This window comes from Marinovum algicola (assembly GCF_900109145.1).
GTDB classification, from domain to species: domain Bacteria; phylum Pseudomonadota; class Alphaproteobacteria; order Rhodobacterales; family Rhodobacteraceae; genus Marinovum; species Marinovum algicola.
In genome coordinates this window covers 318,452-343,187 of sequence record NZ_FNYY01000003.1, presented here as the reverse complement: position 1 = coordinate 343,187, position 24,736 = coordinate 318,452, and the positions used below count along the sequence as shown (strand labels likewise).

24 protein-coding genes are annotated in these 24,736 nt (G+C 65.2%); 13 read left to right on the top strand and 11 right to left on the bottom strand.

Going from position 1 to position 24,736, the window contains the following annotated elements:
- The first annotated feature begins 101 nt into the window (after nucleotides 1–101).
- A complete protein-coding gene (gene ggt, locus BMW90_RS07095) occupies nucleotides 102–1,895 on the top strand; it encodes a gamma-glutamyltransferase (RefSeq protein WP_074835778.1) in 1,794 nt (597 codons plus the stop codon).
- Here the strand turns inward: ggt and BMW90_RS07090 are convergent.
- From BMW90_RS07090 to gap, 3 genes are all read right to left on the bottom strand, one after another.
- Nucleotides 1,807–2,406 (bottom strand): helix-turn-helix transcriptional regulator, encoded by a 600-nt coding sequence (locus BMW90_RS07090; protein WP_074835776.1) that lies wholly within the window; start codon nucleotides 2,404–2,406, stop codon nucleotides 1,807–1,809. The two genes, ggt and BMW90_RS07090, sit on opposite strands and share 89 nt — an antisense overlap.
- Nucleotides 2,309–2,965 carry a cytochrome b/b6 domain-containing protein gene (locus BMW90_RS07085; RefSeq protein WP_074835774.1) on the bottom strand — a complete coding sequence of 219 codons (657 nt, stop codon included), beginning with the start codon at nucleotides 2,963–2,965 and terminating at the stop codon, nucleotides 2,309–2,311. Before BMW90_RS07085 ends, BMW90_RS07090 begins: the two co-directional genes overlap by 98 nt.
- 191 nt (nucleotides 2,966–3,156) lie before the next feature.
- The gene (gene gap, locus BMW90_RS07080; protein ID WP_074835773.1) at nucleotides 3,157–4,161 is read right to left on the bottom strand and encodes a type I glyceraldehyde-3-phosphate dehydrogenase; all 1,005 of its coding nucleotides are present in this window, start codon (nucleotides 4,159–4,161) and stop codon (nucleotides 3,157–3,159) included.
- 202 nt (nucleotides 4,162–4,363) lie between these two features.
- Here gap and BMW90_RS07075 point away from each other — a divergent pair, with 202 nt between their 5' ends.
- Nucleotides 4,364–4,744, top strand: a complete 381-nt coding sequence (locus tag BMW90_RS07075) for a DoxX family protein (RefSeq protein WP_074835771.1) — start codon at nucleotides 4,364–4,366, stop codon at nucleotides 4,742–4,744.
- Nucleotides 4,745–4,781: 37 nt separating this feature from the next.
- Nucleotides 4,782–5,747 (top strand): DUF808 domain-containing protein, encoded by a 966-nt coding sequence (locus BMW90_RS07070; protein ID WP_048531943.1) that lies wholly within the window; start codon nucleotides 4,782–4,784, stop codon nucleotides 5,745–5,747.
- A gap of 3 nt (nucleotides 5,748–5,750) precedes the next feature.
- On the opposite strand, the gene BMW90_RS07065 is transcribed toward BMW90_RS07070, so the two are convergent.
- Both BMW90_RS07065 and tkt read right to left on the bottom strand, forming a co-directional pair.
- The gene (locus BMW90_RS07065; RefSeq protein ID WP_074835770.1) at nucleotides 5,751–7,013 is read right to left on the bottom strand and encodes a cation:proton antiporter; all 1,263 of its coding nucleotides are present in this window, start codon (nucleotides 7,011–7,013) and stop codon (nucleotides 5,751–5,753) included.
- 154 nt (nucleotides 7,014–7,167) lie between these two features.
- Nucleotides 7,168–9,189, bottom strand: coding sequence for a transketolase (gene tkt / locus BMW90_RS07060; RefSeq protein WP_074835768.1), 2,022 nt, complete (start codon nucleotides 9,187–9,189; stop codon nucleotides 7,168–7,170).
- Between the two features lie 239 nt (nucleotides 9,190–9,428).
- Here tkt and BMW90_RS07055 point away from each other — a divergent pair, with 239 nt between their 5' ends.
- Both BMW90_RS07055 and BMW90_RS07050 read left to right on the top strand, forming a co-directional pair.
- The gene (locus BMW90_RS07055; protein ID WP_048531940.1) at nucleotides 9,429–9,944 is read left to right on the top strand and encodes a hypothetical protein; all 516 of its coding nucleotides are present in this window, start codon (nucleotides 9,429–9,431) and stop codon (nucleotides 9,942–9,944) included.
- Nucleotides 9,944–10,360 (top strand): cell division protein ZapA, encoded by a 417-nt coding sequence (locus BMW90_RS07050; RefSeq protein ID WP_074835767.1) that lies wholly within the window; start codon nucleotides 9,944–9,946, stop codon nucleotides 10,358–10,360. The genes BMW90_RS07055 and BMW90_RS07050 overlap by 1 nt, the downstream gene beginning before the upstream one ends.
- A gap of 124 nt (nucleotides 10,361–10,484) precedes the next feature.
- On the opposite strand, the gene grxD is transcribed toward BMW90_RS07050, so the two are convergent.
- The 6 genes from grxD to BMW90_RS07020 form a co-directional block, all read right to left on the bottom strand.
- Nucleotides 10,485–10,847, bottom strand: a complete 363-nt coding sequence (gene grxD / locus BMW90_RS07045; RefSeq protein WP_048531938.1) for a Grx4 family monothiol glutaredoxin — start codon at nucleotides 10,845–10,847, stop codon at nucleotides 10,485–10,487.
- Entirely contained in the window at nucleotides 10,844–11,086 is a 243-nt protein-coding gene (locus BMW90_RS07040; protein WP_048531937.1) for a hypothetical protein, read from the bottom strand. Before BMW90_RS07040 ends, grxD begins: the two co-directional genes overlap by 4 nt.
- Nucleotides 11,087–11,089: 3 nt before the next feature.
- Complete coding sequence (locus BMW90_RS07035; RefSeq protein ID WP_048531936.1) at nucleotides 11,090–11,320, bottom strand: BolA/IbaG family iron-sulfur metabolism protein; 231 nt, start codon at nucleotides 11,318–11,320, stop codon at nucleotides 11,090–11,092.
- A gap of 70 nt (nucleotides 11,321–11,390) precedes the next feature.
- Nucleotides 11,391–12,260, bottom strand: a complete 870-nt coding sequence (locus tag BMW90_RS07030; RefSeq protein ID WP_074835765.1) for a hypothetical protein — start codon at nucleotides 12,258–12,260, stop codon at nucleotides 11,391–11,393.
- A 4-nt stretch (nucleotides 12,261–12,264) separates the two neighbouring features.
- Nucleotides 12,265–14,424, bottom strand: a complete 2,160-nt coding sequence (gene purL / locus BMW90_RS07025; protein ID WP_074835764.1) for a phosphoribosylformylglycinamidine synthase subunit PurL — start codon at nucleotides 14,422–14,424, stop codon at nucleotides 12,265–12,267.
- Between the two features lie 339 nt (nucleotides 14,425–14,763).
- The gene (locus BMW90_RS07020) at nucleotides 14,764–15,663 is read right to left on the bottom strand and encodes a LysR family transcriptional regulator (RefSeq protein WP_074835762.1); all 900 of its coding nucleotides are present in this window, start codon (nucleotides 15,661–15,663) and stop codon (nucleotides 14,764–14,766) included.
- Between the two features lie 167 nt (nucleotides 15,664–15,830).
- Between BMW90_RS07020 and BMW90_RS07015 the strand changes: the two genes are divergently transcribed.
- From BMW90_RS07015 to BMW90_RS06980, 8 genes are all read left to right on the top strand, one after another.
- A complete protein-coding gene (locus BMW90_RS07015) occupies nucleotides 15,831–19,250 on the top strand; it encodes an indolepyruvate ferredoxin oxidoreductase family protein (protein ID WP_074835761.1) in 3,420 nt (1,139 codons plus the stop codon).
- Nucleotides 19,251–19,325: 75 nt separating this feature from the next.
- On the top strand, nucleotides 19,326–20,204 hold the full coding sequence (locus BMW90_RS07010) for a lysophospholipid acyltransferase family protein (RefSeq protein WP_074835759.1): 879 nt from the start codon (nucleotides 19,326–19,328) through the stop codon (nucleotides 20,202–20,204).
- A gap of 6 nt (nucleotides 20,205–20,210) precedes the next feature.
- A complete protein-coding gene (locus BMW90_RS07005) occupies nucleotides 20,211–21,023 on the top strand; it encodes a glutamate racemase (protein ID WP_074835757.1) in 813 nt (270 codons plus the stop codon).
- An 81-nt stretch (nucleotides 21,024–21,104) separates the two neighbouring features.
- The gene (gene argC / locus BMW90_RS07000; protein WP_074835756.1) at nucleotides 21,105–22,133 is read left to right on the top strand and encodes an N-acetyl-gamma-glutamyl-phosphate reductase; all 1,029 of its coding nucleotides are present in this window, start codon (nucleotides 21,105–21,107) and stop codon (nucleotides 22,131–22,133) included.
- 11 nt (nucleotides 22,134–22,144) lie between these two features.
- Nucleotides 22,145–22,588 (top strand): cytochrome c maturation protein CcmE, encoded by a 444-nt coding sequence (gene ccmE / locus BMW90_RS06995; protein WP_048531928.1) that lies wholly within the window; start codon nucleotides 22,145–22,147, stop codon nucleotides 22,586–22,588.
- Nucleotides 22,589–22,711: 123 nt separating this feature from the next.
- The gene (locus BMW90_RS06990) at nucleotides 22,712–23,329 is read left to right on the top strand and encodes a holin-associated N-acetylmuramidase (RefSeq protein ID WP_048531927.1); all 618 of its coding nucleotides are present in this window, start codon (nucleotides 22,712–22,714) and stop codon (nucleotides 23,327–23,329) included.
- A complete protein-coding gene (locus tag BMW90_RS06985) occupies nucleotides 23,320–23,862 on the top strand; it encodes a holin family protein (RefSeq protein ID WP_074835754.1) in 543 nt (180 codons plus the stop codon). The genes BMW90_RS06990 and BMW90_RS06985 overlap by 10 nt, the downstream gene beginning before the upstream one ends.
- Nucleotides 23,863–23,937: 75 nt before the next feature.
- Nucleotides 23,938–24,714, top strand: a complete 777-nt coding sequence (locus BMW90_RS06980; RefSeq protein WP_074835753.1) for an enoyl-CoA hydratase-related protein — start codon at nucleotides 23,938–23,940, stop codon at nucleotides 24,712–24,714.
- The last annotated feature ends 22 nt before the right edge of the window (nucleotides 24,715–24,736 follow it).

Genomic DNA, 24,736 nt, shown 5'->3' with positions numbered 1-24,736 from the left:
GCCGCAGAGTGACCCAAGGGGCAACCGGCAAATTGGCGCTTTGCCTGATGCCGGATCGGTGGCACCCTCCGAGGTAGATTTCAGGAGGAGAGGATACCGTCATGAGATATTTTTCCGGCACGATGACGCTGGCCGCGCTGGTCGCCTGGCCGGCGCTGGCGCAGCAGGCCGCCGACGATGTCGCCCCCGAGGCCGAGATCGGCCGGCCCGCCGCCTTCGAGGCGCTGTCAGATCAGGCGCAGGCGGCGATGGATGCCAAGGCCGCCGGCATGCCGGTCACGGCGCAGGAGTGGATGGTGGTCGCTGCCAACCCGCTGGCGGTCGAGGCCGGGGCCGAGGTGCTGGCCGCCGGCGGCAGCGCCGCCGACGCCATGGTCGCCGTGCAGAGCGTGCTGGGGCTGGTCGAGCCGCAATCCTCGGGGCTGGGCGGTGGCGCCTTTCTGGTCTGGTACGACGCCGAGAGCGGCGAAGTCACCACGCTCGACGGCCGCGAAACCGCGCCGCTCGCGGCGACACCGCGATTGTTTCAGGACGAGACCGGCGAACCGCTGCAATTTTTCGACGCGGTTGTCGGCGGGCTTTCGGTGGGCACGCCGGGCACACCCCGGCTGATGGAAGAGGCGCATCGCCGCTGGGGCCGGTCCAACTGGGCCGGGCTGTTCGACCGGGCCATGCAGCTGGCAGAAGACGGCTTTGTCGTCTCGCCGCGTCTGGCCGGGCTGGTGCGCGACGATGCCGAGCGGCTCCAGCGCTTTCCCGCCACCGCCCGCTATTTCTTTCCCGACGGCGAGGCGATTGCCGAAGGCGACAGCCTGACCAACCCGGAGTATGCCGAGGTGCTGCGACTGATGGCCGAGGGCGGCAGCGAGGCATTCTACAGCGGGCCGGTGGCCGAGGATATCGTCGCCACCGTGCGCGGCGCCGAGGGCAATCCCGGCGTGCTGTCTTCGGTCGATCTGGCGCTTTACCAGGTCAAGGAGCGCCCGGCGGTCTGCGTGCCCTATCGCGCGCATGAGGTCTGCGGCATGGGGCCGCCGTCGTCGGGGGCGCTGACCGTGGGGCAGATCCTCGGCATGCTCGACCACTACGATCTTGCCACCCTTGGAGCGGCGTCGCCAGAGGCCTGGCGGCTGATCGGCGATGCCTCGCGGCTCGCCTTCGCCGACCGGGGCCGCTACATGGCCGACAGCGATTTCGTTCCGGTGCCGGTTCAGGGGCTGGTTGCCGCGCCATATCTCGAGGAGCGGTCGCAACTGCTGTCGGGCGATGACGCGCTGCCCGAGGTCAGCCCCGGCACCCCGGAATATGACCACGCCTTCCTCTGGTCCGATGACGAGAGCATCGAACTGCCTTCGACCTCGCATATCTCGATCGTCGATGCCGAGGGCAATGCGCTGTCGATGACTACGACAATCGAAAACGGCTTCGGTTCGCGGCTCTTCGTGCGCGGCTTCCTGCTCAACAACGAGCTGACCGATTTCTCCTTCCGCACCCATTCCGACGGCATGCCCATCGCCAACCGGGTCGAGCCCGGCAAGCGACCGCGCTCTTCGATGGCGCCGACCATCGTGCTCCGGGACGGGGCGCCGGTGCTGGTTACCGGCAGCCCGGGCGGCAGCCGGATCATCGGCTATGTGGCGCAATCGATCATCGCCGTGCTCGATTGGGGCATGGATGTGCAGCAGGCCGTCGCCATGCCGCATCTGGTCAACCGCTTCGGCACCTATGACGTCGAAGAGAGCACCTCGGCCGCCGATCTGACCACCGCGCTTGCGGACATGGGGTTCGAGGTCAATGCGCGCGGGCTTACGTCAGGCCTGCATGCGATTTCGCTGGGTGAGGCTCTGATGGGAGGGGCCGATCCGCGCCGGGAAGGGATTGCACTGGGGCAATAGCTCCGGTTCCGGTCAACAGCGGTGCGCGCATCAGATCCTCGATCAGAAGGCTGAGCAGCGCGCCGCGCCCGGACACCCCCGCCTTGCGATAGATCGCATTGAGCTGGGATTTGACCGTCCCCTCGGCCGAGCCGCGATGGCCGGCAATCTCGGGGATGGTCAGCCCCTTGAGGGTAAAGAGCGCGACGTCGCTTTCGGCCGGCGTCAGGGCCCAGGCCTCGAAATGCCGCTGCATCACCTGATGCAGCTCGCCCGCCGCGATGCTGACCTGCCGCTCCAGCGCGGTCTTGCGCTGCAAGAGCATCCGCAGATAGCGCACCTGAAAGAAGATCGCCAACACCAGCGTCAGCGTGATCAGCGCTTCGGGGATCAGGTCGGCCTCTTCGGGGGCCGTCCATTCTTCGGTCAGAAGATCATATATGACGTCGCCGACGAAATACCCGGCGCTCAGGAGTTGCGCCAGGATTGCCAGCGCGAGGGTGCGCGGTTGCTGCGTCGTGGTCGGGGCCATTGTGCCAGTATAGGTCATCGGGCAGGGGTTTGACACCGGTGAGCAAGGTCAGAACCAGATTGGCCCGGTAGTGCAGGCTGGCCCAGACCACGCCGGCCAGATAGGCCGCCAGCGCCACGTGAAAGCCCAGGGCCAGCGCCTCGTGGATCGCCTCCGTCCCGCCGCGCGCGCCGCCAAGCGCCAGCGCGGCGCCACTGAGCACCACCAGCGCCAGCATGGCCAGCAGGACAAGCGAGAGCACCGCGCCGAGGGGTGATGGCCCGAGATCGAAGCGTTGCTCGCCCCGCGCCAGATCGGACAGCTGCAATGCGATCTCGGCCCGGCCCGGCCAGAGCGCGCCAAGCGCCGCGCTCTGCGGGCCGATCACACCCCAGAGCAGCCGCAGGACAAGACAGAGGCCAAGCATCGCGCCGGCCCAGACATGGGCCGCGCCCCCCTCTGGCGTCACGATGGCGGTGAGATAGCTGACTGCCAGGGCCCAGCGCAGGCCAAGCTGCACCGGATCGCAGCAGCGGACGGCGGTGACGGAGGGGCAGGCCGAACCTGGGCTGTGGGTCATGGGGGCTTCCTCTGACAAGGCCGATATCCATGGGTCTGCCCTGACATTGGCCTGTGACAGTTTCATGAGATATCCACCAAAGAGGCAAAATTGCCGCCTATAACTTTGGTTCAGCGCCAATCCCCAGGCGGCCGCCGCAAAAAAGCCCGCCGGAACACCGGCGGGCCTGGATCGTGGGGCTGCGGAAAGGTTCAGTGGAGCAGCCGGCCCATGGCGGCGGCGACATCGGCCATACGCACCGAAAAGCCCCATTCGTTGTCGTACCAGGCGAGCACCCGCACGGTGCGGCCGCCGACGACCTTGGTCTGGTCCGGGGCAAAGATCGAGCTTTGCGGCGTGTGGTTGAAATCGATGCTCACCTTGGGTTCGGGGTCATAGCCCAGCACCGCGCCCATGTGGCCGGCGGCGGCTTCGCGCACGATCTCGTTGACGTCCTCGACGGTGACATCCTTGCCCGCTTCGAAGGTCAGATCGACGGCCGAGACATTCGGCGTCGGCACCCGCATCGCGGTGCCGTCGAGCTTGCCCTTGAGGTTGGGCAGCACTTCGCCGAGCGCCTTGGCGGCACCGGTGGAGGTGGGGATCATCGCCATGGCGGCGGCGCGGGCGCGATAGAGGTCGTTGTGGCGGCGGTCCAGCGTCGGCTGATCGCCGGTGTAGCTGTGGATCGTTGTCATGATGCCGCGTTCGATGCCGATCGCCTCGTCCAGCACCTTGGCCAGCGGCGCCAGGCAGTTGGTGGTGCAGGATCCGTTCGAGATCATCGTGTCGCCGGGGATCAGATCGCGGTGGTTGACACCGTAGACCACGGTTTTCTGCACGTTCTTGGCCGGCGCCGAGATCAGCACCGATTTGGCGCCACGTTCCAGGTGTACGCCGGCCTTCTTGCCGTCGTTGAACTGGCCGGTGCATTCCAGCACGACGTCGCAGCCCGACCAGTCGAGCTCTGACGGATCGTAGGTCGAGAACATCTCCATCGGGCCGCGTCCGAGATCCATGGTGCCATTGGCGACTTTGACCTCGCCGGGAAAGCGGCCATGTACGCTGTCATAGCGCAGGAGATGCGCCGAGGTCTCGAGCGGGCCGGTGGCGTTGATCTTGACCACCTGCACATCGTTGCGCGCCGCCTCGGCGATATGCGCCAGCGTGCAGCGGCCGATCCGGCCAAATCCGTTGATCCCGACAGTGACAGTCATCCGATTTCTCCTGCGCGTTTCCTTGGCCGTGGTGATACCGAGCAGGCGCAGCATGTCAAAGGGAAATGCCTTGTTTTCCAATGTGATAGCGTTAACCGTGGCGCGGGAGCGCATGGTGGCGCTAACCTGTTTGCGCTATCCTCGCATGGTGGCGTTAACGGCGGCGGCGGGACTTTGCGCCGGGCGCGCTAGGTAGACGTCGATGAAGACTCGACTTGATGATCTCGCGGTATTCACCGGCCGCCTTCTGATTGCCGCCCTCTTCCTCGGTGGTGCGGTGCAGAAAGCGCTGAGCCCCGGCGGCACGACCGGCCTGCTGGCCGATTGGCAGCTTCCGCTTTGGCTGATCTGGCCGGCGTTCGGGTTCAACGCCCTGGCCGGCCTTGCGTTGGTGTTCGGGGTGCAGGTGCGGGCGGTGGCGGTCCTGCTGGCGCTCTATTGCGGCGTGACCTCGGTGTTCCATTTCCTGCCCGACGATCCCTGGCAGATGACGATCTTTGTCAAGAACTGGGCGATTGCCGGTGGGTGCCTGGTCCTGGCCGCGCATGGACCGGGGCGATGGGCCTTGCAGCCGGAGAGCTGACCTCTACATTGCCCACGGACAGCCTGGGGAGAATGACATGAGCGGTTTGCTGGCGCTGCTGGACGATGTGGCGGGGATTGCCAAGGTGGCGGCGGCGTCGGTCGACGATATTGCCGGCCAGGCGGCCAAGGCGGGCGCCAAGGCGGCCGGCGCGGTGATCGACGATGCGGCGGTGACGCCGAAGTATCTTACCGGTTTCGAGCCGGCGCGCGAACTGCCCATCGTCTGGCGCATCGCCCGGGGCTCGCTGATCAACAAGCTGGTGTTCCTGCTGCCGGCGGGGCTGGCGCTTTCGGCCTTCGCGCCCTGGCTGATCGCGCCGCTGTTGATGCTGGGCGGCGCCTACCTCTGTTTCGAGGGCGCCGAGAAGGTGGCCCATGCGCTGGGTTTTGGCGCCCATCACGGCGGGCCGGACGGCAGCCATCTCAACCGGGATCCGGCGCATCTCGAAGAAGAGAAAATCAAGGGCGCGATCAAGACCGATTTCATCCTGTCGGCCGAGATCATGACCATTGCCCTGGCGGCCATTCCGGCCAGCACCTTCTGGCTCGAGGCGGCGACGCTGGCGACCGTGGCGGTGGGCATCACGCTCGCGGTCTATGGCGCGGTGGCGCTGATCGTGAAGGCCGACGACCTCGGGCTGTGGATGGCGGCGAAGGGCCGGCTGGGCCTGACCCGGGCGCTGGGCCGGGGGATCGTGACCGCCATGCCCGGCTTCATGAAGCTTCTGATGGTGGTCGGCACCGCCGCGATGCTCTGGGTCGGCGGGTCGATCATTGTGCACGGGCTGGCCGAGATGGGCTGGCACGGGCCGGAAGAGGCGATCAAGCACTACGCCGTGGCCGTCGCCGATCTTGGTGCGGAAAGCTGGCGCGGCGCGCTGGAATGGACCGGCAAGGCGGCGATTGACGGGCTGTTGGGGCTGGCGCTGGGGATCGTGCTGATCCCGATCGGCACCAGGCTGATCGCGCCGCTCTGGGCGCGGGTCTTTGCCCGAGGCTGAGGCTCAGGCCTCGGGGCCTTCGGCTTCCTGCGACAGATCCTCGATCGCCATGGCCGAGGTGAAGCCGTGCAGCAGGGTGGAAATCAGGATGGTGAAACCGACCAGCGCCCAAAGCCGGTCTTCGTTGAGAAACTCGATCTTGCCGGCGGCATAGGCGAGGTAATAGATCGAGCCGATACCGCGGACACCATAGATCGCCACCACCCACCGGTCGCGACCGCGCACATCGGTGCCGATCAGCGACAGCCAGCCTGCAATCGGCCGTACCAGAAGGATCAGCGCCAGGGCGATGCCGGCATCGGTCCAGCTCAGCCCCTGGAGCAGCGCCGGCAAAACCGCCCCCAGCGCCACCAGCAGCACCGCCGTCAGCGCATGTTCCAGCGCCTGGGTGAAATTGTGCAGCCGGCGGTGAAACTCGTGCTCGGCCTCGATCCGCCGCAGGGTCAGCCCCATGACGGCGACGGCGATAAAGCCGTAGCCCTCGACCAGCTCGGTGCTGCCGTAACACAAGAGTACCCCGGCCAGCGCCACGACACCCGACGCGGTGTCGGCCAGCGTCGCGCCGCGGGGCAGCACGAAAAGCACCTGTCCCAGTGCCCAGCCGCCGGCGGTGCCCATGGCCACCCCGGCCGCAATCCGCCAGGCCACGTCCTGAGCCAGCCATTGCGGCCCCCAGTCGCCAAACAGCGTGCCCTGTGCCGCCACCGCCAGTCCGAGATAGACAAAGGGAAAGGCCAGCCCGTCGTTCATCGCCGCCTCGGTGGTCAGCGCAAAGCGCACCGGATGCTCGCCGCCCTCGAGCGGCGGGCCGACCTGGACGCCGCCGGCCAGCACCGGATCGGTGGGCGCCAGCACCGCGCCCAGCAGGATCGCGGCGGCGACCGTCATGCCGGCAAAGACATGGCCCATCACCACCACGGCAAGAATGGTCAGAGGCATCGCCAGCGCCAGCAGGCGGATCGTCGGCGCCCAGCGGCGGAACGACGACAGGTTGTCGATCCGGATGCCGGTGGCAAAGAGCGCAATGATCACCGTCAGCTCGGCGACAATTTCCCAAGGCTGGGGCTGGATGCGCGGATCGGGCAGTGCGGGCAGGCCCGGCACCACCGCATAGGCCAGCATCCCCAGCAGGATCATCAGCCCCGGCGCCGCCGGCTCGCGCCGGCTCACCCAGCGGGGCAGCCAATGGGCGAGGATGATCACACCGCCAAGCGCGGTCAGCAGAAAATGATAGCCATCGAGGCCGAAAAAGGCACTGTCGCTCATCGGTCGATCCTCGTGTTACGCGCCGGGGCGGGCTCCGGGCGGGCGGGGCCGCCGTCGGAAAAGGAACGGGCCGGATGCGCAGGCAGTTCCCTGCGCGCCCGGCCCGTCAAAAGATGTACCGGCCCGGGTCGCGGGCCGGAGGAGGTGCGGGCGATCAGCCCAGCAGATCCTTGACCTTGGCGACAACCGCCTCGGCGGTGATGCCGAAATGCTCGAAAAGCTCGCCGGCCGGGGCCGAGGCGCCAAAGCTGTCCATGCCGATGAACCCGGCCTTGGCCTCGCGGCCGCGCTCGCCCAGAAGCCAGCGATCCCAGCCGCCGGCCCGCATGCCGGCCTCGATGCCGACACGCACCGGGCCGCCGGGCAGGACACGTTTGCGATAGGCGTCGTCCTGCTGGGCGAAAAGCTCCATGCAGGGCATCGACACCACGCGCACGCCGATCCCCTCAGCCTGAAGGGTTTCGCGCGCCTGCATGGCGATCTCGACCTCGGAACCGGTGGCGATCAGGATGACCTCGCGCTTGCCCTCGGCATCGGCCAGCACATAGCCGCCCTGCGCGACCATGTTCTTGGTCTTGTGCTCGGTGCGCACGGTGGGCAGGCCCTGGCGGGTCAGCGACAGCACCGACGGTGTCTTCTGCTGGGTCAGCGCGATTTCCCAGGCCTCGGCGGTTTCCACCGTGTCGGCCGGGCGAAACACCAGCGTGTTGGGGGTGGCGCGCGAAATCGCCAGATGCTCGACCGGCTGGTGCGTCGGGCCGTCTTCGCCGAGGCCGATGCTGTCATGGGTCATGACATAGACCACCGGTTGCTGCATCAGCGCCGAGAGACGCATGGCGGGGCGGGCGTAATCGGTAAAGCACATGAAGGTGCCGCCATAGGGCCGCACGCCGCCATGCAGCGCCATGCCGTTCATCGCCGAGGCCATGCCGTGTTCGCGGATGCCGAAATAGACATAGCGCCCGGCGCGGTTGTCCACGTCGAAAACCCCGAGATCGCCGGTCTTGGTGTTGTTCGAACCGGTCAGGTCGGCCGAGCCGCCAAGGGTCTCGGGCATGATCGGGTTGATCACCTCGAGCACCATTTCCGAGCTCTTGCGGGTCGCCGCCTTGGGCTTTTCTTCGCTGACCTGTTTCTTCAGCGCCTTGATCGTGGCCGAGAGCTTCTTGGGCGCCTCGCCGTTTTGCTGGCGCTCAAACTCTTTCTGCTTGGCGCCGGAGGCCGCGCTGAACCGCGTCTCCCAGTCGCCACGCGCCGCCGCGCCGCGCTGGCCGATCGCTTCCCAGGCGGATTTGATCTCGGCCGGCACTTCGAAGGGGCCGTAAGGCCAGTCATAGGCCTCCTTGGCGGCCGTCAACTGCTCGGGATCGGTCAGCGCGCCATGGCCCTTGGAGGTGTCCTGCGCGGCATGGCCCAGGGCGATATGGGTCTTGCAGGCGATCATCGACGGCAGATCGGATTTCTTCGCGGCGGTGATGGCGGCGTCGATTTCCTCGGGGTTGTGGCCGTCGATTTCCTGCACATGCCAGCCGGCGGCCTCGAAGCGCGCTTTCTGATCGGTGCGGTCCGACAGCGCGACCTTGCCGTCGATGGTGATGTTGTTGTCATCCCAGAAAACGGTGAGCTTGGACAGCTTCTGCCGCCCGGCAAGGCCGATGGCCTCGTGGCTGACGCCTTCCATCAGGCAGCCGTCGCCGGCGATGACATAGGTGTGGTGGTCAACCAGCTTGGCGCCGAAACGGGCACGCTGGATCTCTTCGGCCATGGCGAAGCCGACGGAATTGGCGATGCCCTGACCCAGCGGGCCGGTTGTGGTCTCGATCGCCTTGGCGAGGAAGTTCTCGGGGTGGCCGGCGGTCTTGGCGCCCAGCTGGCGGAAGTTCTTGATCTGGTCGAGGGTGATTTCCGCATCGCCGGTCAGGTAGAGCAGCGAATAGAGCAGCATCGAACCATGGCCGGCCGAAAGGATAAAGCGGTCGCGGTCGGGCCACTCGGGGTTGGCGGCGTCGAATTTCAGGTGCTTTTCAAACAGCACGGTGGCCACGTCGGCCATGCCCATCGGCATGCCGGAATGCCCGGAATTGGCCGCATGTACCGCGTCGAGCGTCAGGGCACGGATCGCTGCCGCTTTCTTCCAATGGTCGGGATGGGCAGATTTCAGCGCGTCGATGTCCAAGGGAGCGTTCCTTCTTGAGCTGTGGTTGCCAGCTGAATAGCAGTCGGGCCGCAGAGTTCAAGGCGGCGTGAACAGTGTCGTGTAAGTGCTTGATGTCAATCGGGGCGCAATTTTCCACAGGGTTGGCTAAACTCGCCCGGAAAGACCCTGCGCGATGATTCGCTGCGGGGCCGGCAACAGGCGCCACAGGTGATACGCAAACCGCGATACGGTTGTGGCAGAAAGGAAAGGCAGGCGGTATGGCCGACATCGAGGAGTTGCAGCGCAGATTGACGGCTGCGATCGACCGGATCGGAAAAGGGGTGGAGCGGCTGGACGCGGCCAGCGAACCGCCCGAGGATCCGGTGGATATCGAGGATTTGCAGGCCAGGCTCGGCGCGTCCGAGGCGGCGCTGGAGGAAGAGCGCATCGCCGGGCAGCAGCGCGAGGAACGGATCAAGACGCTGCATGCCAAGCTCGAAGATGCCCAAGCCACGATGAAGGCGCGGATGGACGCGCAATCCGAGGCCACGGCACAGGTCGATCTCGAATTGCAAAGGCTGCGCAAGGCCAATGAGCAGCTGCGCGCCAACAACAAGGCCCTGCGCGAGGCCAACAAGGCCGGGCTGGCCGATCCGCATCTGATCAACACCGGCATGATTGCCGAGCTCGAGGCGCTCAATGCCGCCCGTTCGGCCGAAACCGCCGAGGCTGAGGCGATCGCCGCGGCCTTCAAACAGCTGTTGCCCGACGATTCCCCAAGGGAGGACGCCTGATGCCCGAAGTCACGATCACCATCGGCGGCCGCAGTTTCGACGTCGCTTGCCAGCCCGGCGAAGAGCATTTCCTGCATGCCGCCGCCGGTATGCTCGACGGCGAGGCGCGGGTACTGTCGGATCAGATCGGCCGCCTGCCGGAATCGCGGATGCTGTTGATGGCCGGGCTGATGCTGGCCGACAAGACCGCCGGCCTCGAGGACAAGGTGCGCGAGCTCGAGGACAAGATCACCGATCTGGGGGCCGAGGCCGAGGGCCTGCGCAACAAGCCAGCGCCGGAGCCCGAGCGCATCGAGGTGCCGGTGGTGCCCGGCGCGGTTGTCGACACCCTGGCTGAACTGGCCGCGCGAGCCGAGGCCGTGGCCGAGCAGGTCGAGGCCAAAGGCCGGTCGGACGCGGCCGGTCAGTCGGGCTAGCGGGACAGGGCGGTCGGCAAGCCACGCGTCCCGGCCTTGCGCCGGGACCTCTCCCTTGCTCCTTGCCCTGCCGGGGGCTTTCGCTGGCCCGGAGGCCCCGGCGCGGGGCCAGGGCGGGCGGCGCTTAGCCGTTGGCTTCGCGGATCTTCTCGGCGGCGTCCTTGTCGAAGGCGACGCCGTTCTGCTCGAACATGGTGTCAAGTTCGCCCGACAGCGTCATCTCGGTGATGATGTCGCAGCCGCCGACAAACTCGCCCTTGACGTAGAGCTGCGGGATGGTCGGCCAGTCGGAAAACTCCTTGATGCCCTGACGCAGCCCGTCGTCGGCCAGGACGTTCACGTCCTTGAAGTTGACGCCCATGTAGTTCAGCACACCGGCGACCCGGCTGGAAAAGCCGCATTGCGGCATTTCCTTGGTGCCCTTCATGAACAGCACGACGTCGTTTTCGGTCACGGTTTGCTGGATGTTCTCTTTGACTTCAGTCATTTGTCTTTTCCCTTCGGAATGAAGCGTTTGGCGTATTCCTGCGGATCGCGCGGCACCTTGTAAGAGCTATCTTGCCCGCCCAGGCCCGAGGAATAATGCGAATGCAGGGTGTGGTATCCGCTGCCGGGCTCGGAGCCGCGGCCGGTCTGTTTCTTGTCCTCGCGGATCGCGCGCCGGGCCAGCAGGAGGGTCACTCCGATGATGGCCAGAACCAGCACGATGATGCCGAGGAGATCCATCCCCTAGTCCGGGGCGCGGGTGGTCAGTGCCAGCGCATGCAGCTCGCCACTGTCGAGCTTGGCACGGATGGCGGCGTTGACCGCGCGTTGCTGCTGCACGCGGTTCATGCCGCGAAAGCTCTCGTCCACCACTTCGGCCGCAAAATGCTGGCCGTCATCGCCCTGAACGATGATCTGGGCGTCGGGAAAGCTCTGGCGGATCAGCTGTTCGATTTCGGTGGCATTGATCGGCATTGAGTGTCCTTTGGTCCTTTGGTCGAAAGGTAAGTGTGGCGCGTTGGGATGGCAAGTGGCCGCCGCAGCATCAGGGATGCAGCACCCGGGCCAGCCCGCGGCTGGCGATGCGCTGCAAATCCTGGTCGTAACGCTCTGACATTGCCGTCTTTTCCCTCTGCGTCCAGGGCTGAAAGGCGGGATACTCCGGCCCCTTGGGAAAGCGGCGCAGCGCTTCGGCGGTGGTCTCCGGCGTGACCTGGCCCACCTCGGCCAGATAGTCGAGCGCCCGGGCCGAAAAGCCGGGATTGGCGGCGCTCTCGGGCAAGGTGATGCGGGCGCTGGCCTCGCCCATGCACTGAAGCAGAACCTTGGATGCGATGGTGGGGTAATCCTCGTAGCGCCAGAGGAAAATCGACGTGTCGCCAAGGGCTTGGCGCAAGCGCCTGACCAGTTTGAGCCAGCCGATTTCCGCCCCCTCGGCGGTGCCGAGGTAATCGCGGAAGGGGCGGAAGGCATGGCCTTTCATGTGTTCCTGCCAGGACGAGACCAGAAAGCCGGCCGGGTTGCGCACGGCCATGCCGACCTGAATGTCATGGCCGGGAAAGAGGTCGAGCACCCGTTTCACCCGCTGCGGCCCGAATTTGTAGAGCTGGCCGTCCTTGAAGGCCATGTCGGGGGCCAGAGAGGCGCTGAGGATGTTCTCGTTCATCAGCACCACGGTTTCGGCGTCTCCCGCATGTTTGTGCAGAAACCCCTCCGAGGCCAGCGCCAGCAGGTCGGGCTCGGCCCGGCCGCGCAGCAGTTCGGACAGCGGCAGCAAGGTGCCGCCGATCGGCATCGGGCCGATCACGCCGACGCCGGCCGGGGCCAGCGCCGCGCGCTGCGCCACCAGCGCGCGTTGCAAATGGGTCGAGGCGGTCTTGTGCGCGCCGATCAGAAAGGTCAGCCGGCGCCGCATCGGCTCAGCCGAAGAGCGCGGGCAGGGTGGCGCGAGAGGTTTCCCGCAATTCCGCGACAGCGGCGCTGGAAGTGCCGATGACCAGATCGCCGCCGGTGAATTTGCCGACCGTGACCAGCGGCAGATCGGCCTTGGCCGCCGCCCCCATCAGCGCCTCGGCCTGATCGAAGTTGCAGGCGATCAGATAGCGGCCCTGATCCTCGCCGAACAACCCGGGCGTGTCGGTGACAGAGAGTACCGCGCCGACGTCGCCGGCCTCGGCCATCTCATAGGTCGCCAGCGCCAGGCCACCGTCCGAGATATCGGTGCAGGCGGTGATCCAGTCGCGGTTGTCGCGGATGAAATCGCCGGCCGCCTTCTCGGCCTCGAGATCCACATGCGGCGCGTCGCCATCGGTGCGGTTGAACACCTCTGCCAGCAGCGCCGAGCGGCCCAGATGCCCCTCGGCCGCGCCCAGCATCAAGAGCACATGGCCCTCGCGCGGCACGCCGGTGATGGCGTGTTCGGCGTCGTCGATCAACCCGACCGCGCCAATGGTGGGCGTCGGCAGGATCGCGGCACCGTCGGTTTCGTTGTAGAGCGAGACATTGCCCGAGACGATCGGCATGTCGAGCGCGGCGACGGCCGCACCGATGCCCTTGATGGCGCCGACGAACTGGCCCATGATCTCGGGCTTTTCGGGGTTTCCGAAGTTGAGATTGTCGGTTGTGGCCAGGGGCTTGGCACCCACGGCGGTGAGGTTGCGATAGGCTTCGGCCACCGCCTGCTTGCCGCCTTCGACCGGGTTGGCCTGCACATAGCGCGGCGTCACGTCCGAGGTGAAGGCCAGCGCCTTGGCGGTGCCATGCACCCGGATCAGCCCGGCGCCAAAGCCCGGCGTGCGGATGGTGTCGGCCATGACTTGGCTGTCATATTGTTCGTAGACCCAATTGCGCGCGGCATAGTTGGGCGAGGCCAGAAGCGCCCTGAGCCCGTCGACACCGTCGATCTCGGGCACATCGGCCAGGGCTTCTGCGGCGGGCGTCTCGACCCAGGGCCGGTCGTATTCCGGCGCGGTCGAGGCGAGCTGCGACAGTGGCAGATCGGCCTTGGCCTCGTTGTTGTGCATGATGAGGAAACGGTCCTCGGCAATGGTCTCGCCAACGATGGCGAAATCGAGGTCCCATTTGTCAAAGACCGCCTTGGCCTCGGCCTCCTTTTCCGGGCGCAGCACCATCAACATGCGCTCCTGGCTTTCCGAGAGCATCATCTCGTAGGCGCTCATGTTCTCTTCGCGCACCGGCACATTCTCGAGGTCGAGCCGAATGCCCAGCTTGCCTTTGTCGCCCATTTCCACTGCCGAGCAGGTGAGGCCGGCGGCGCCCATGTCCTGGATCGAGATCACGGCGCCGGTCTGCATCAGCTCGAGCGTCGCCTCCATCAGGCGCTTTTCGGTAAACGGATCGCCGACCTGAACGGTGGGGCGCTTTTCCTCGATGGTGTCGTCGAACTCGGCCGAAGCCATGGTCGCGCCACCCACACCGTCGCGGCCGGTCTTGGCGCCGAGATAGACCACCGGCATGCCGACGCCCGAGGCGGCAGAGTAGAAGATACTGTCGGTCTCGGCCAGGCCTGCGGCAAAGGCGTTGACCAGACAGTTGCCATTGTAGGCCGGGTCAAAGCGCAGCTCGCCGCCGACGGTGGGCACGCCGAAGCAATTGCCATAGCCGCCGACACCTTCGACCACACCGTTGACCAGCTGTTTGGTCTTGGGGTGCGCCACCTCGCCAAAGCTGAGCGAGTTCATCGCCGCGATCGGCCGGGCGCCCATGGTAAAGACATCGCGCAGGATGCCGCCGACGCCGGTGGCCGCGCCCTGGTAGGGCTCGATATAAGACGGGTGGTTGTGGCTCTCCATCTTGAAGACCACGCATTGGCCGTCACCGATATCGACGATGCCGGCGTTTTCGCCGGGGCCGCAGATCACCTGCGGGCCGTCGGTCGGCAGGGTGCGCAGCCACTTCTTGGAGGATTTGTAGGAACAATGTTCGTTCCACATGGCGGAGAAGATGCCAAGCTCGGTAAAGCTTGGCTCACGCCCGATGATTTCGAGGATCCGATCGTATTCATCGGGGCTCAGCCCGTGTGCGGCGATCAGATCGGGCGTGATGGAAGGCTCTTGCATATCCGTAAAATCCCCAGGCTCCGGTTTGGGCTCCGTTTACGACATGGGCGTGACGGGTACAATCCGGGTTTCGCGCGCGCTCAAACCTGTTGCGCCGGATGCTCAAACTCCGGGCAGCCAAAAAAAAGGCCGAGCACTAAGCTCGGCCGAAGTCCAACAGGGAGGTATGAAGTCTGGCGCGATGCGCAATCAAACTTCATGAAGCTGAAATAAGTCGCAGGGCTGAGTCGATCAAGGGAATTAATGCCGCATGTGCAGCATAGTGGGTATGCGTTGCAGGCATACCTCACCTCGCGAGTGATCAATTCGTGGGCGTCGGGGCGGGTTGTTGGCTGTGGCTCAGACGTTCTCACGCAGCTGGCGGCGATGCGCGATGATTTCCTCCTGAACGAAATCCCTGAAAGCAGCGATACGGCGAGATTGCCGCAACTCTTCGGGATAGGCAAGGAAAACAGGGATTTCGCCGCTCTCTTCATCGGGCAGAACCCGCACGGCCCGGGGGAAATCCTCGATCACGTAATGCGGCAGAACGCCGATGCCGAGATTGTTGATCACCGCCTGAAGCACACCGAAATAGTTGTTCACGTTGAGCGTCGATTTCACGTCATAGGTCAGCAAACGCTGAACAAAGACTTGACCGGCACCTACCTGGGTAGAATCGGTCCTTTGACAGATCAACCTGTGGTTTTCCAGATCATCCAGCGATTGGGGGGTGCCATGCTGTTCGAGATATTCCGGCGACGCATAGAGCCGCATCCAGACCGACATCAGCCGCTTGCGCACGAGATCAGCCTGGCTCGGCTCTTTCATGCGGATGGCGACGTCGGCCTCGCGCATCGGCAGGTCGAGCACGCGCTCCTCGAGCATCAGGTCGATGTTGAGGTCGGGGTATTTTTCATAAAGCTTGGCCAGACGTGGCGCCAGCCAGAGCGAGCCGAAGCCGGTGGTGGTGGTCACCCGCAGGCTGCCAAAGACCTCTTCCTCGCTGTCACGGATGCGCGCGGCGGCCGCTTCGAGCCGTTTGTTCATCGACGAGGTGGCGTCGAACAGCAGCTCGCCTTGTTCGGTGAGAATCAGCCCCCGCGCGTGGCGGTGAAACAGCGTCGTGTTCAGGCTTTCTTCGAGCGCACGGATCTGCCGGCTCACCGCCGATTGCGACAGGTGAAGCACATCGCCCGCATGCGTCAGGCTGCCGGCGTCGGCAACCGCATGAAATATTCTGAGTTTATCCCAATCCATAGTCGTTTCTTTCGTGATGCCTGTCGCCTGATTTTGCAAGAAAAACCTTTATGACGCCTAGATAACGCTAACATGGCAATGTCACGAAAAATTTTCCTCGTAAGGTCAGCAATTATGACCTAATATGGCGCTATACTCTAGCACGCGCAGCACCTTGGGAGGGGTCCATGAGCCAGCAGAAAATTTCCCTGAACGACCGGTTCGATCTGACGAAATCGCCTGTCCTGTTGAACGGCACCCAGGCGCTTGTCCGGCTGATGCTGGCGCAAAAGGCGCGCGATGCAGCGGCCGGGCACAATACCGCAGGCTATGTCACCGGCTATCGCGGTTCGCCTCTGGGCGCGGTCGATCTTCAGATGAGCAAGGCGGAAAAGCTGCTGCGGGCCTCCGATGTCACCTTCAATCCCGGGCTGAACGAAGACCTGGCCGCCACCGCGCTCTGGGGCTCGCAACAGGCCGAGCTGCGCGGCGAGGGCAAATATGACGGCGTCTTCGGCCTCTGGTACGGCAAGGGGCCGGGGGTGGACCGCTCCGGCGACGTGATGCGCCATGCCAATATGGCGGGCACCTCGGCGCTGGGGGGCGTGCTGATGGCGATGGGCGACGACCACACCGGCGAAAGCTCGACCGTGCTGCACCAGTCGGAATGGGCGCTTGTCGATGCCTATATGCCGGTGGTTTCGCCGGCCGGGGTGCAGGAGATCCTTGATTACGGCCTCTACGGCTTTGCCCTGTCGCGGTTTGCCGGGCTCTGGGTCGGCCTCAAGACGATGAAGGACACCATCGAGACCACCGCCGTGGTCAATGGCGACCCGCACCGTCTGAGCTTCCGCTTGCCTGACTTCGACATGCCCGAAGGCGGTCTCAACATCCGGCTAGGCGACACGCCGCATGCCCAGGAAGCGCGGATGATCGATTACAAGCGGTTTGCCGCCGAGGCCTTTTCCCGCGCCAACCGGATGGACAAGCGCGTCTGGGGCAAGCCCGGCGCCAAGATCGGCTTTGTCGCCGCGGGCAAGAACTGGCTCGATCTGCAACATGCAATGAGCCTGCTCAACATCCACGAGGGTGAGGCCGACCGGCTGGGTATCACCACCTACAAGGTGGGCCAGACCTTCCCGCTCGACATGCATTCCTTCCACGACTGGGCCGAGGGGCTCGACCTGATCGTCATCGTCGAGGAAAAGCGCAAGTTGATCGAGGTGCAGGTCAAGGAAGCAATCTTCGACGACCGGCGGGGCCGCCGCGTCTATGGCTGGTACAAGGGCGGGGCCGGCGGCATGCACCGCGACGAGCTTTTCCCGACCCGTGGCGCGCTCGATCCGATCTGGATTGCCGAAAAACTGGGCGACATCCTGATCGAAGAAGGGCGCGGCACCGATGGCATCCGCGCCGGGCTCGACGCGCTGCGCCAGGCCCGCGCCGGCGACAACGCCCAGGAGATCGCGGCGCGGCTGCCCTATTACTGCGCCGGCTGTCCGCACAACACCTCGACCAAGGTGCCCGACGGCAGCCGGGCCTATGCCGGCATCGGCTGTCACTACATGGTGCAATGGATGGACCGCCAGACCACTGGCTTTACGCATATGGGGGCCGAGGGCGCGAACTGGATCGGCGAGGCGCCGTTTTCCAACACCAACCACGTGTTCCAGAACCTCGGCGACGGCACCTACAACCACTCCGGGTCGCTGGCGATCCGCGCCGCGTTGGCGGCAGGGACGAATATCACCTACAAGATCCTATACAATGACGCCGTCGCCATGACCGGCGGCCAGCCCAACGAGGGCGACCTCAGCCCCTATCGCATCGTGCGCGAATTGCAGGCGATGGGCGTGAACAAGGTTTTCGTGGTTTACGACCAGAAAGAAGACGTCGATCTCGAGAAATTTCCCAAGGGCGTGGAAATTCAGGAGCGCGACGAGATGGAGAACGTCCAGACCCGGTGCCGCGAGATCGAAGGCGTGTCGGCCATCGTCTATATCCAGACCTGTGCTGCCGAGAAGCGCCGCCGGCGCAAGCGCGGCAAGTTCCCCGATCCCGACAGGCGGGTGTTCATCAACACCGACGTCTGCGAGGGGTGCGGCGATTGCGGCGTGCAGTCGAACTGCGTCGCCATCGTGCCGGAAGAGACCGAACTTGGCCGCAAACGGGCCATCGACCAATCGGCCTGCAACAAGGATTTCACTTGTCTGAAAGGGTTTTGCCCGTCGTTCCTCACGTTGGAAGGGGCCAAGGTGAAAAAGGGTGCCACGCGCGAGCTTGACCTGCCGGACCTGCCGCAACCCGAATTGCCGGCGATCAACGGCACCCACAACGTGGTGATCACCGGCGTCGGCGGCACCGGCGTAGTGACAATCGGCGCGGTGATGGCCCAGGCCGCGCAGCTTGACGGCAAGGGCGCCGGCATGATGGAAATGGCCGGCCTTGCGCAGAAGGGCGGCGCCGTGGCGATCCATTGTCGGCTGGCGGAAAAACCATCTGATATCAGCGCAATCCGTGTCGCAACCGGCGAGATGGATGCGCTGATCGGCGGTGATCTGGTGGTCTCGGCCGGGGCCAAGACCATCGGCCTGATGCGCAGCGGGCGCACCGGCGGCGTGGTCAACAGCCATGAAATCATCACCGGCGACTTTACCAGAAATACGGAATTTTCCATTCCGTCCGACAGGTTGCAGCTCGCTCTTGAGGCGCGGCTCAAAGATCGGCTGACGATGTTCGACGCGTCGGAACTGGCCCGCGCGGTGATGGGCGACTCGATCTATTCCAACATGATCCTGTTTGGTGCCGCCTGGCAGAAAGGCCTCGTGCCGCTCAGCCATGCGTCCATCCTTCAGGCGGTCGAGATGAACGGCCAGGCGGTCGAGCGCAACCAGCGCGCTTTCGAAATCGGGCGCTGGGCTGCGCTGCACCCGCAAGAGGCCGACGAGATGGCCAAACCCAGGGTGGTCGAGCTGCCCAAATCTCTGGAAGAGCGCATCGCCTTCCGCGCCGATCATCTGACCCGGTATCAGGGCAAGCGGCTGGCCAAGCGCTATCGCGGCCGCGTCGATGCAATCGAGGACGAGGCGCTGCGTGAGGCGGTGGCGCTCGGCTATCACAAGCTGCTGGCCTACAAGGACGAATATGAAGTGGCGCGACTGCTGATCGACAGCCGGGAAAAGGCCAAAGGCACCTTTGAGGGGGAGTTCAAGATGCGCCTGCACATGGCGCCGCCGATCCTGAGCAAGGCGGGCCCTGACGGCCGCCCGAAAAAGCGCGAGTTCGGCGAATGGCTGCTTGGGCCGATGAAGATCCTCGCCAAGCTCAAAGGGTTGCGGGGCACGCCGCTGGATGTCTTTGGCTATTCAGAGGATCGCCGCTTGGAACGCGCCCTGATCACGCAATACGAGCGCGACCTGGACGAGGTTCTGCCCGGTCTGACGGCCAATACCCGCGACGCCATCATCGCGCTGGCGCGGCTGCCGCTCGATATCCGCGGCTTTGGTCCGGTCAAGGCGGCCAATGAAGCCAAGGCGGCCAAGCGCCGCGAAGAGCTTCTGGCGGTGATCCGCGCGGGCGGGCCCGAACTGCTCAAGGCAGCCGAATGAGCCCACGCGGTTTTGCTTTGAAGCGGGCAGGAAAGGGATGTAAACAGGCCGAAAACCCCTGACAAAGGTCTTGCCATGCAGAGCAAGCGGCAGGTCGCCAGAGACATCTCTTATGCCTATTCCGCCGAGACCCGTGGCGGCCGCGCCATGATCCGGCTGATGGAAAATGCCACCGGCCGGCTTGGCCTGATCAAGCGGGCCGATGGCTATGAGCTGGCCGTCGCCGATGGCGAGGATTTCTGGCAGGTCATGGTCGAACGTTACGGTCTGGGGCTGGAGGTGACGCGCGGCGCGCTGGACAATATCCCCAGGGACGGCCCGCTGATCGTCATTGCCAATCATCCCTACGGCATCCTCGACGGGCTGATGCTGGGGCATATCCTGTCGGTGGTGCGGGGCGATTTCCGCATCATGGCGCATAAGATTTTCCGCAAGGCCTCCGAGCTCGACCGGATCATCCTGCCGGTCGATTTCTCGGAATCCAAGGAGGCGATGCGCACCAATATCGAGACCCGCAAGGCCTCGCTGGCCTATCTGGCCGAGGGCGGCGCCATCGGCATCTTTCCCGGCGGTACGGTTTCGACCGCGGTCAAACCGTTCAGGCGGCCGATGGATCCGGGGTGGCGCACCTTTACCGCGCGGATGATCGCGAAATCCGATGCGGCGGTGGTGCCGATCTATTTCGATGGCCACACCTCGCGGCTGTTCCAGCTGGCCAGCCATCTGCACAACACCCTGCGCATGGGGCTGCTGATCCAGGAGTTTCGGCGGCGGGTCAACACCCCGGTGCGGGTGGCGATCGGCGAGCCGATCCCGCGTGCGGAGTTGCAGGCCCGCGCCAAGGATGGGCGGGCAATGATGGATTTCCTGCGCAAAGCCACGTATGAGCTGTCTCCGACACCTTTGGAATCCTATGATTACGGGTTCGAGTTCGAGGAGCGGCACAGGTCGTAAGCGCTGATGGCAGTTGGAATTTTCGATAGCGGCCTCGGGGGGCTGACGGTCTGGGACGCGGTGGCGAGGCGGCTGCCGGAGGTGCCCTTTGTCTATTATGCGGATTCGGCGCATGCGCCTTATGGCGTGCGCACCGTGGATGACATCCACGATCTCACGCGCGCCGGCGTGACCCGTCTCTGGGATGAGGGCTGCGATCTGGTGATCCTCGCCTGCAACACCGCCAGCGCCGCCGCGCTGCGCCGGATGCAAGAGGCCGGCGTGCCGCAGGGCAAGCGGGTGCTCGGCGTCTTTGTGCCGCTGATCGAGGCCATGACCGAGCGAAACTGGGGCGACCAGTCGCCGCCGCGCGAGGTCGCGATCAAGCACGTGGCGCTCTTTGCCACGCCGGCCACCGTATCGAGCCGTGCTTTTCAGCGCGAATTGGCCTTTCGCGCCATAGGGGTAGACGTCGAAGCTCAGGCTTGCGGCGGCGTGGTCGATGCCATCGAAGAAGGCGATCTGATCCTTGCCGAAGCGCTGGTGCGCAGCCATGTCGAGGCGCTCAGGCGCAAGATGCCGGGGCCGCAGGCGGCGGTGTTGGGATGCACCCATTATCCGCTTCTGGCCGAGATTTTTCAGCAGTCCCTGGGCCCCGATGTCAAGGTGTTCAGCCAGGCCGATATCGTCGCCGAGAGCCTCGCGGATTACCTGCATCGCCATCCGCAAATGGTTGGCAGTGCAGGAGAAACCCGTTTTCTGACCACCGGCGATCCGCGCCGGGTGAGCGATGGCGCCACGCGGTTTCTGCGACGAAAGATCGACTTCGTCAAAGCCTGACCGTGATCCAATGCACGCGCGGCGACGGCCCTGACCGCAGGCCTCGCGCGACACATTCATACCCTTGTGGGAGACCTTGATATGACAAAGAAAATCGCAATCCTCGGCGCGTCGGGGTATACCGGTGCAGAGCTGGTCCGGCTGATCGCCACCCATCCCGACATGGAAATCGCCGCGCTTGCGGCCGAGCGCAAGGCCGGCCTGAAGATGGCCGATGTCTTCCCGCATCTGCGCCATCTCGATCTGCCCGATCTGGTCAGGATCGACGAGATCGACTTCGCCGGCATCGACCTGTGTTTCTGCGCCCTGCCGCACAAGACCAGCCAGGAGGTGATCCGCGATCTGCCGCGCGACCTCAAGATCGTCGATCTGTCCGCCGATTTCCGGCTGCGTGATCCGGCGGCCTATGAAAAATGGTACGGCAACGCCCATGCCGCGGTCGAGATGCAGGGCGAGGCGGTCTATGGCCTTACCGAGTTCTACCGCAACGACATCCGCGCCGCGCGGCTGGTGGCCGGCACCGGCTGCAATGCCGCGACCGGCCAGTTTGCCCTGCGGCCGTTGATTTCCGCCGGGGTGATCGGGCTGGACGACATCATCCTCGACATGAAATGTGCCGTTTCGGGCGCCGGGCGCAGTCTCAAGGAAAATCTGCTCCATGCCGAGCTGTCCGAGGGGTACAATGCCTATGCGGTCGGCGGCACACACCGGCACCTGGGCGAATTCGATCAGGAATTCGCGGCACTTGCCGGCCGCGAGGTCAAGGTTCAGTTCACCCCGCACCTGATCCCGGCCAATCGCGGCATCCTGGCCACCGGTTATGTCAGCGGCGATGCGGCGCAGGTGCATGAGACCTTTGCCAAGGCCTATGCCGATGAGCCCTTTGTCGAGGTGCTGCCGTTTGGCCAGACCCCGAGCACCCATCACGTGCGCGGCTCGAACTTCGTGCATGTCGGTGTCACCGGCGACCGCATCGCGGGGCGGGCGATCCTTATTGTCGCACTGGACAATTTGACCAAGGGCTCCTCTGGACAAGCGCTTCAGAATGCCAATCTTATGCTTGGGCTGGAAGAAACCGCCGGGCTGATGATGGCGCCGCTGTTTCCATAGGGAGGTCGCTGATGAGAAACCTGAAAAAACAACGCCGTATTCAGGTGATCGCCGTGGCAGCGGTGGCGCTTGTGCTGGCCACCGGGCTGATCGGCTATGCCATGCGCGACGGGATCAACTTCTTCCGCTCGCCGTCGCAAGTGGTTGCCGATCCGCCGCGCGAAACCGAGGTGTTCCGCATCGGCGGGCTGGTCGAAGCCGGCTCGCTGCAACAGGGGCAGGACAACCGGATCGATTTCAAGGTGACCGATGGCAACGCCGTCGTGCCGGTCAGCTATCAGGGCATCCTGCCCGACCTCTTTGCCGAGAATCAGGGCATGGTGGGCACCGGGAAATACATCAACGGAACCTTTGAGGCCTCTGAAATCCTTGCCAAACACGATGAGACCTACATGCCGCGAGAGGTGGTGGACGCGCTCAAGGAGCAAGGTGTCTACCAAGAGCCGGAGGGCTGATTTGCCCGCGCCGGCATCCGGCGTGGTGTGCGGCCGCCGGATGTTGCACCGCACGCTGGCATGAGCCTGCGTTAACCCCGTCCTGCCCAGACTTGTCGCGTCAACAGCGCAAGCGAGGCAGAGATGCTGCAACATTCGGTCCGGCAGATTGCCGATGAGATCATCGCCCGCGAGGGCGGCTATGTGAACGACCCCGACGATCCCGGCGGCGCTACCAAGCACGGTGTCACCATTCACACCCTGCGCCGGCTCGGGCTCGATCTCGACGGTGACGGCGCGGTGACAACGGCCGATGTCCGCCGGCTGACCCAGGAGCAGGCGGTGGATATCTTCATCCGCCATTACTTCATTCGGCCCGGCATCGCGAAACTGCCCGAAAGCATTCAGGCCAGCGCCTTTGACATGTATGTCAACGCCGGCGCCAATGCGGTCAAGATCCTCCAGCGGCTGCTGTGCGACATGGGCCAGAAGATCGCCGTCGACGGCGTGATCGGCCCGCAGACCGCCGCCGCCGCCGCCCGGGCCGAACGGGCCGGCCCGCGCCATTTCGCCGACGCCTATGGCATTGCCCGGCGCAACTACTATTTCCGTCTCGCCGACCGGCGCCCGGCCAGCCGCAAATATGCCCGCACGCGGGCCGGCGGCAAGGGAGGCTGGATCCGGCGGGCCGAGGATTTCATCTCGCCGCGCTATCACCTGACAGATGCGGAATTCGGCCGGAGGGTGGCGGCATGGGGCTGATCGAACGGGCCCTGTCGCTTGTCTTTGGCGGCGGCCGCAATGCCCTGGCCGAAACGGTCGAGGTGTTTCGCGAGAATGCCGAAAAGGGCGCCGCGCGCGAGGTGACGCTGCACCAGGCGACGCTGGCGCAATTCGGCAAGGAGTTCCGCCGCGACCGGCGCGGCTGGTTCGACCGGCTGATGGATGCGGTGAACCGGCTGCCGCGGCCGGCGATGGCGATGGGCACGCTGGGCCTCTTCGTGGCGGCGATGGCCGATCCGATCTGGTTCGCGGCCCGGATGCAGGGCATCGCCCTGGTGCCAGAGCCTTTGTGGTGGCTGCTCGGGGCCATCGTCAGCTTCTATTTCGGCGCCCGCCACCAGGCCAAGGGCCAGGCGTTCCGGCGCGAGCTGGCGCAGACCGTCGCGCAGGTGCCGCAGGTGGTCGACAATCTGCGCCGGCTTGACGACATGCAGGCGCCGGATGCGCCCGACCCCTCTGCGGGCGCCGGTGACAACCCGGCGCTTGAGGCCTGGCGCCGAGAGGCGGCGTGACGCCGCGTTTGCTCTGGCCTCGGACCTGCCATTGCGCCAGTCTCGCGCCGACAGCAAACACCAGGGCCGCGAGACATGAACTACGAAGCCATCACCCTCGAGATTTCCGACGACATCGCCGTACTCACGCTGAACCGCGCCGATGTGATGAACGCGCTCAACACCCAGATGCGCGCCGAGATCACCGATGCCGTGCGGGCGGCGGGCGAAACGGCCCGCGTGCTGGTGATGACCGGGGCCGGGCCCTCCTTCTGCTCCGGCCAGGATCTGGGCGATGCCAGCTCTGCCGCCAAGCTCGATCTGGAGCGGGTGCTGCGCGATGAATATGTGCCGATGCTGCGCGCGATCTTCGATTGCCCGATCCCGACGATCTGCGCCGTCAACGGCCCGGCCGCCGGGGCCGGCGCCAATCTCGCGCTGGCGGCGGATGTGGTTATTGCCACCGAGAGCGCCTTTTTCCTCCAGGCCTTCACCCGCATCGGCCTGATCCCCGACGCCGGCGGCACCTATTGGCTGCCGCGTCAGATGGGCGCCGCCAAGGCGATGGGCGCGGCGCTGTTCGCCGACCGGATCAGCGCGCAGCAGGCCAGCGATTGGGGCATGATCTGGGAAGCGGTCGAGGATGACGCCTTTGCCGCCCATTGGAAAGCCCGCGCCGCCCATCTCGCCAAGGGCCCGACCGAAGCCTACCGGCACGTCAAGACCGCGATCCGCAGCTCGTTCGACAATCCGCTCGACGACCAGCTCCTGCTCGAGGCCCGGCTGCAAGGCAAATGCGGCCAGACCCGCGACTTCAAGGAGGGTGTTCTGGCCTTCATGGAAAAGCGCCCGGCGCAATACGAAGGCCGCTGACCGCCCGAACCCGAAAGGGGCG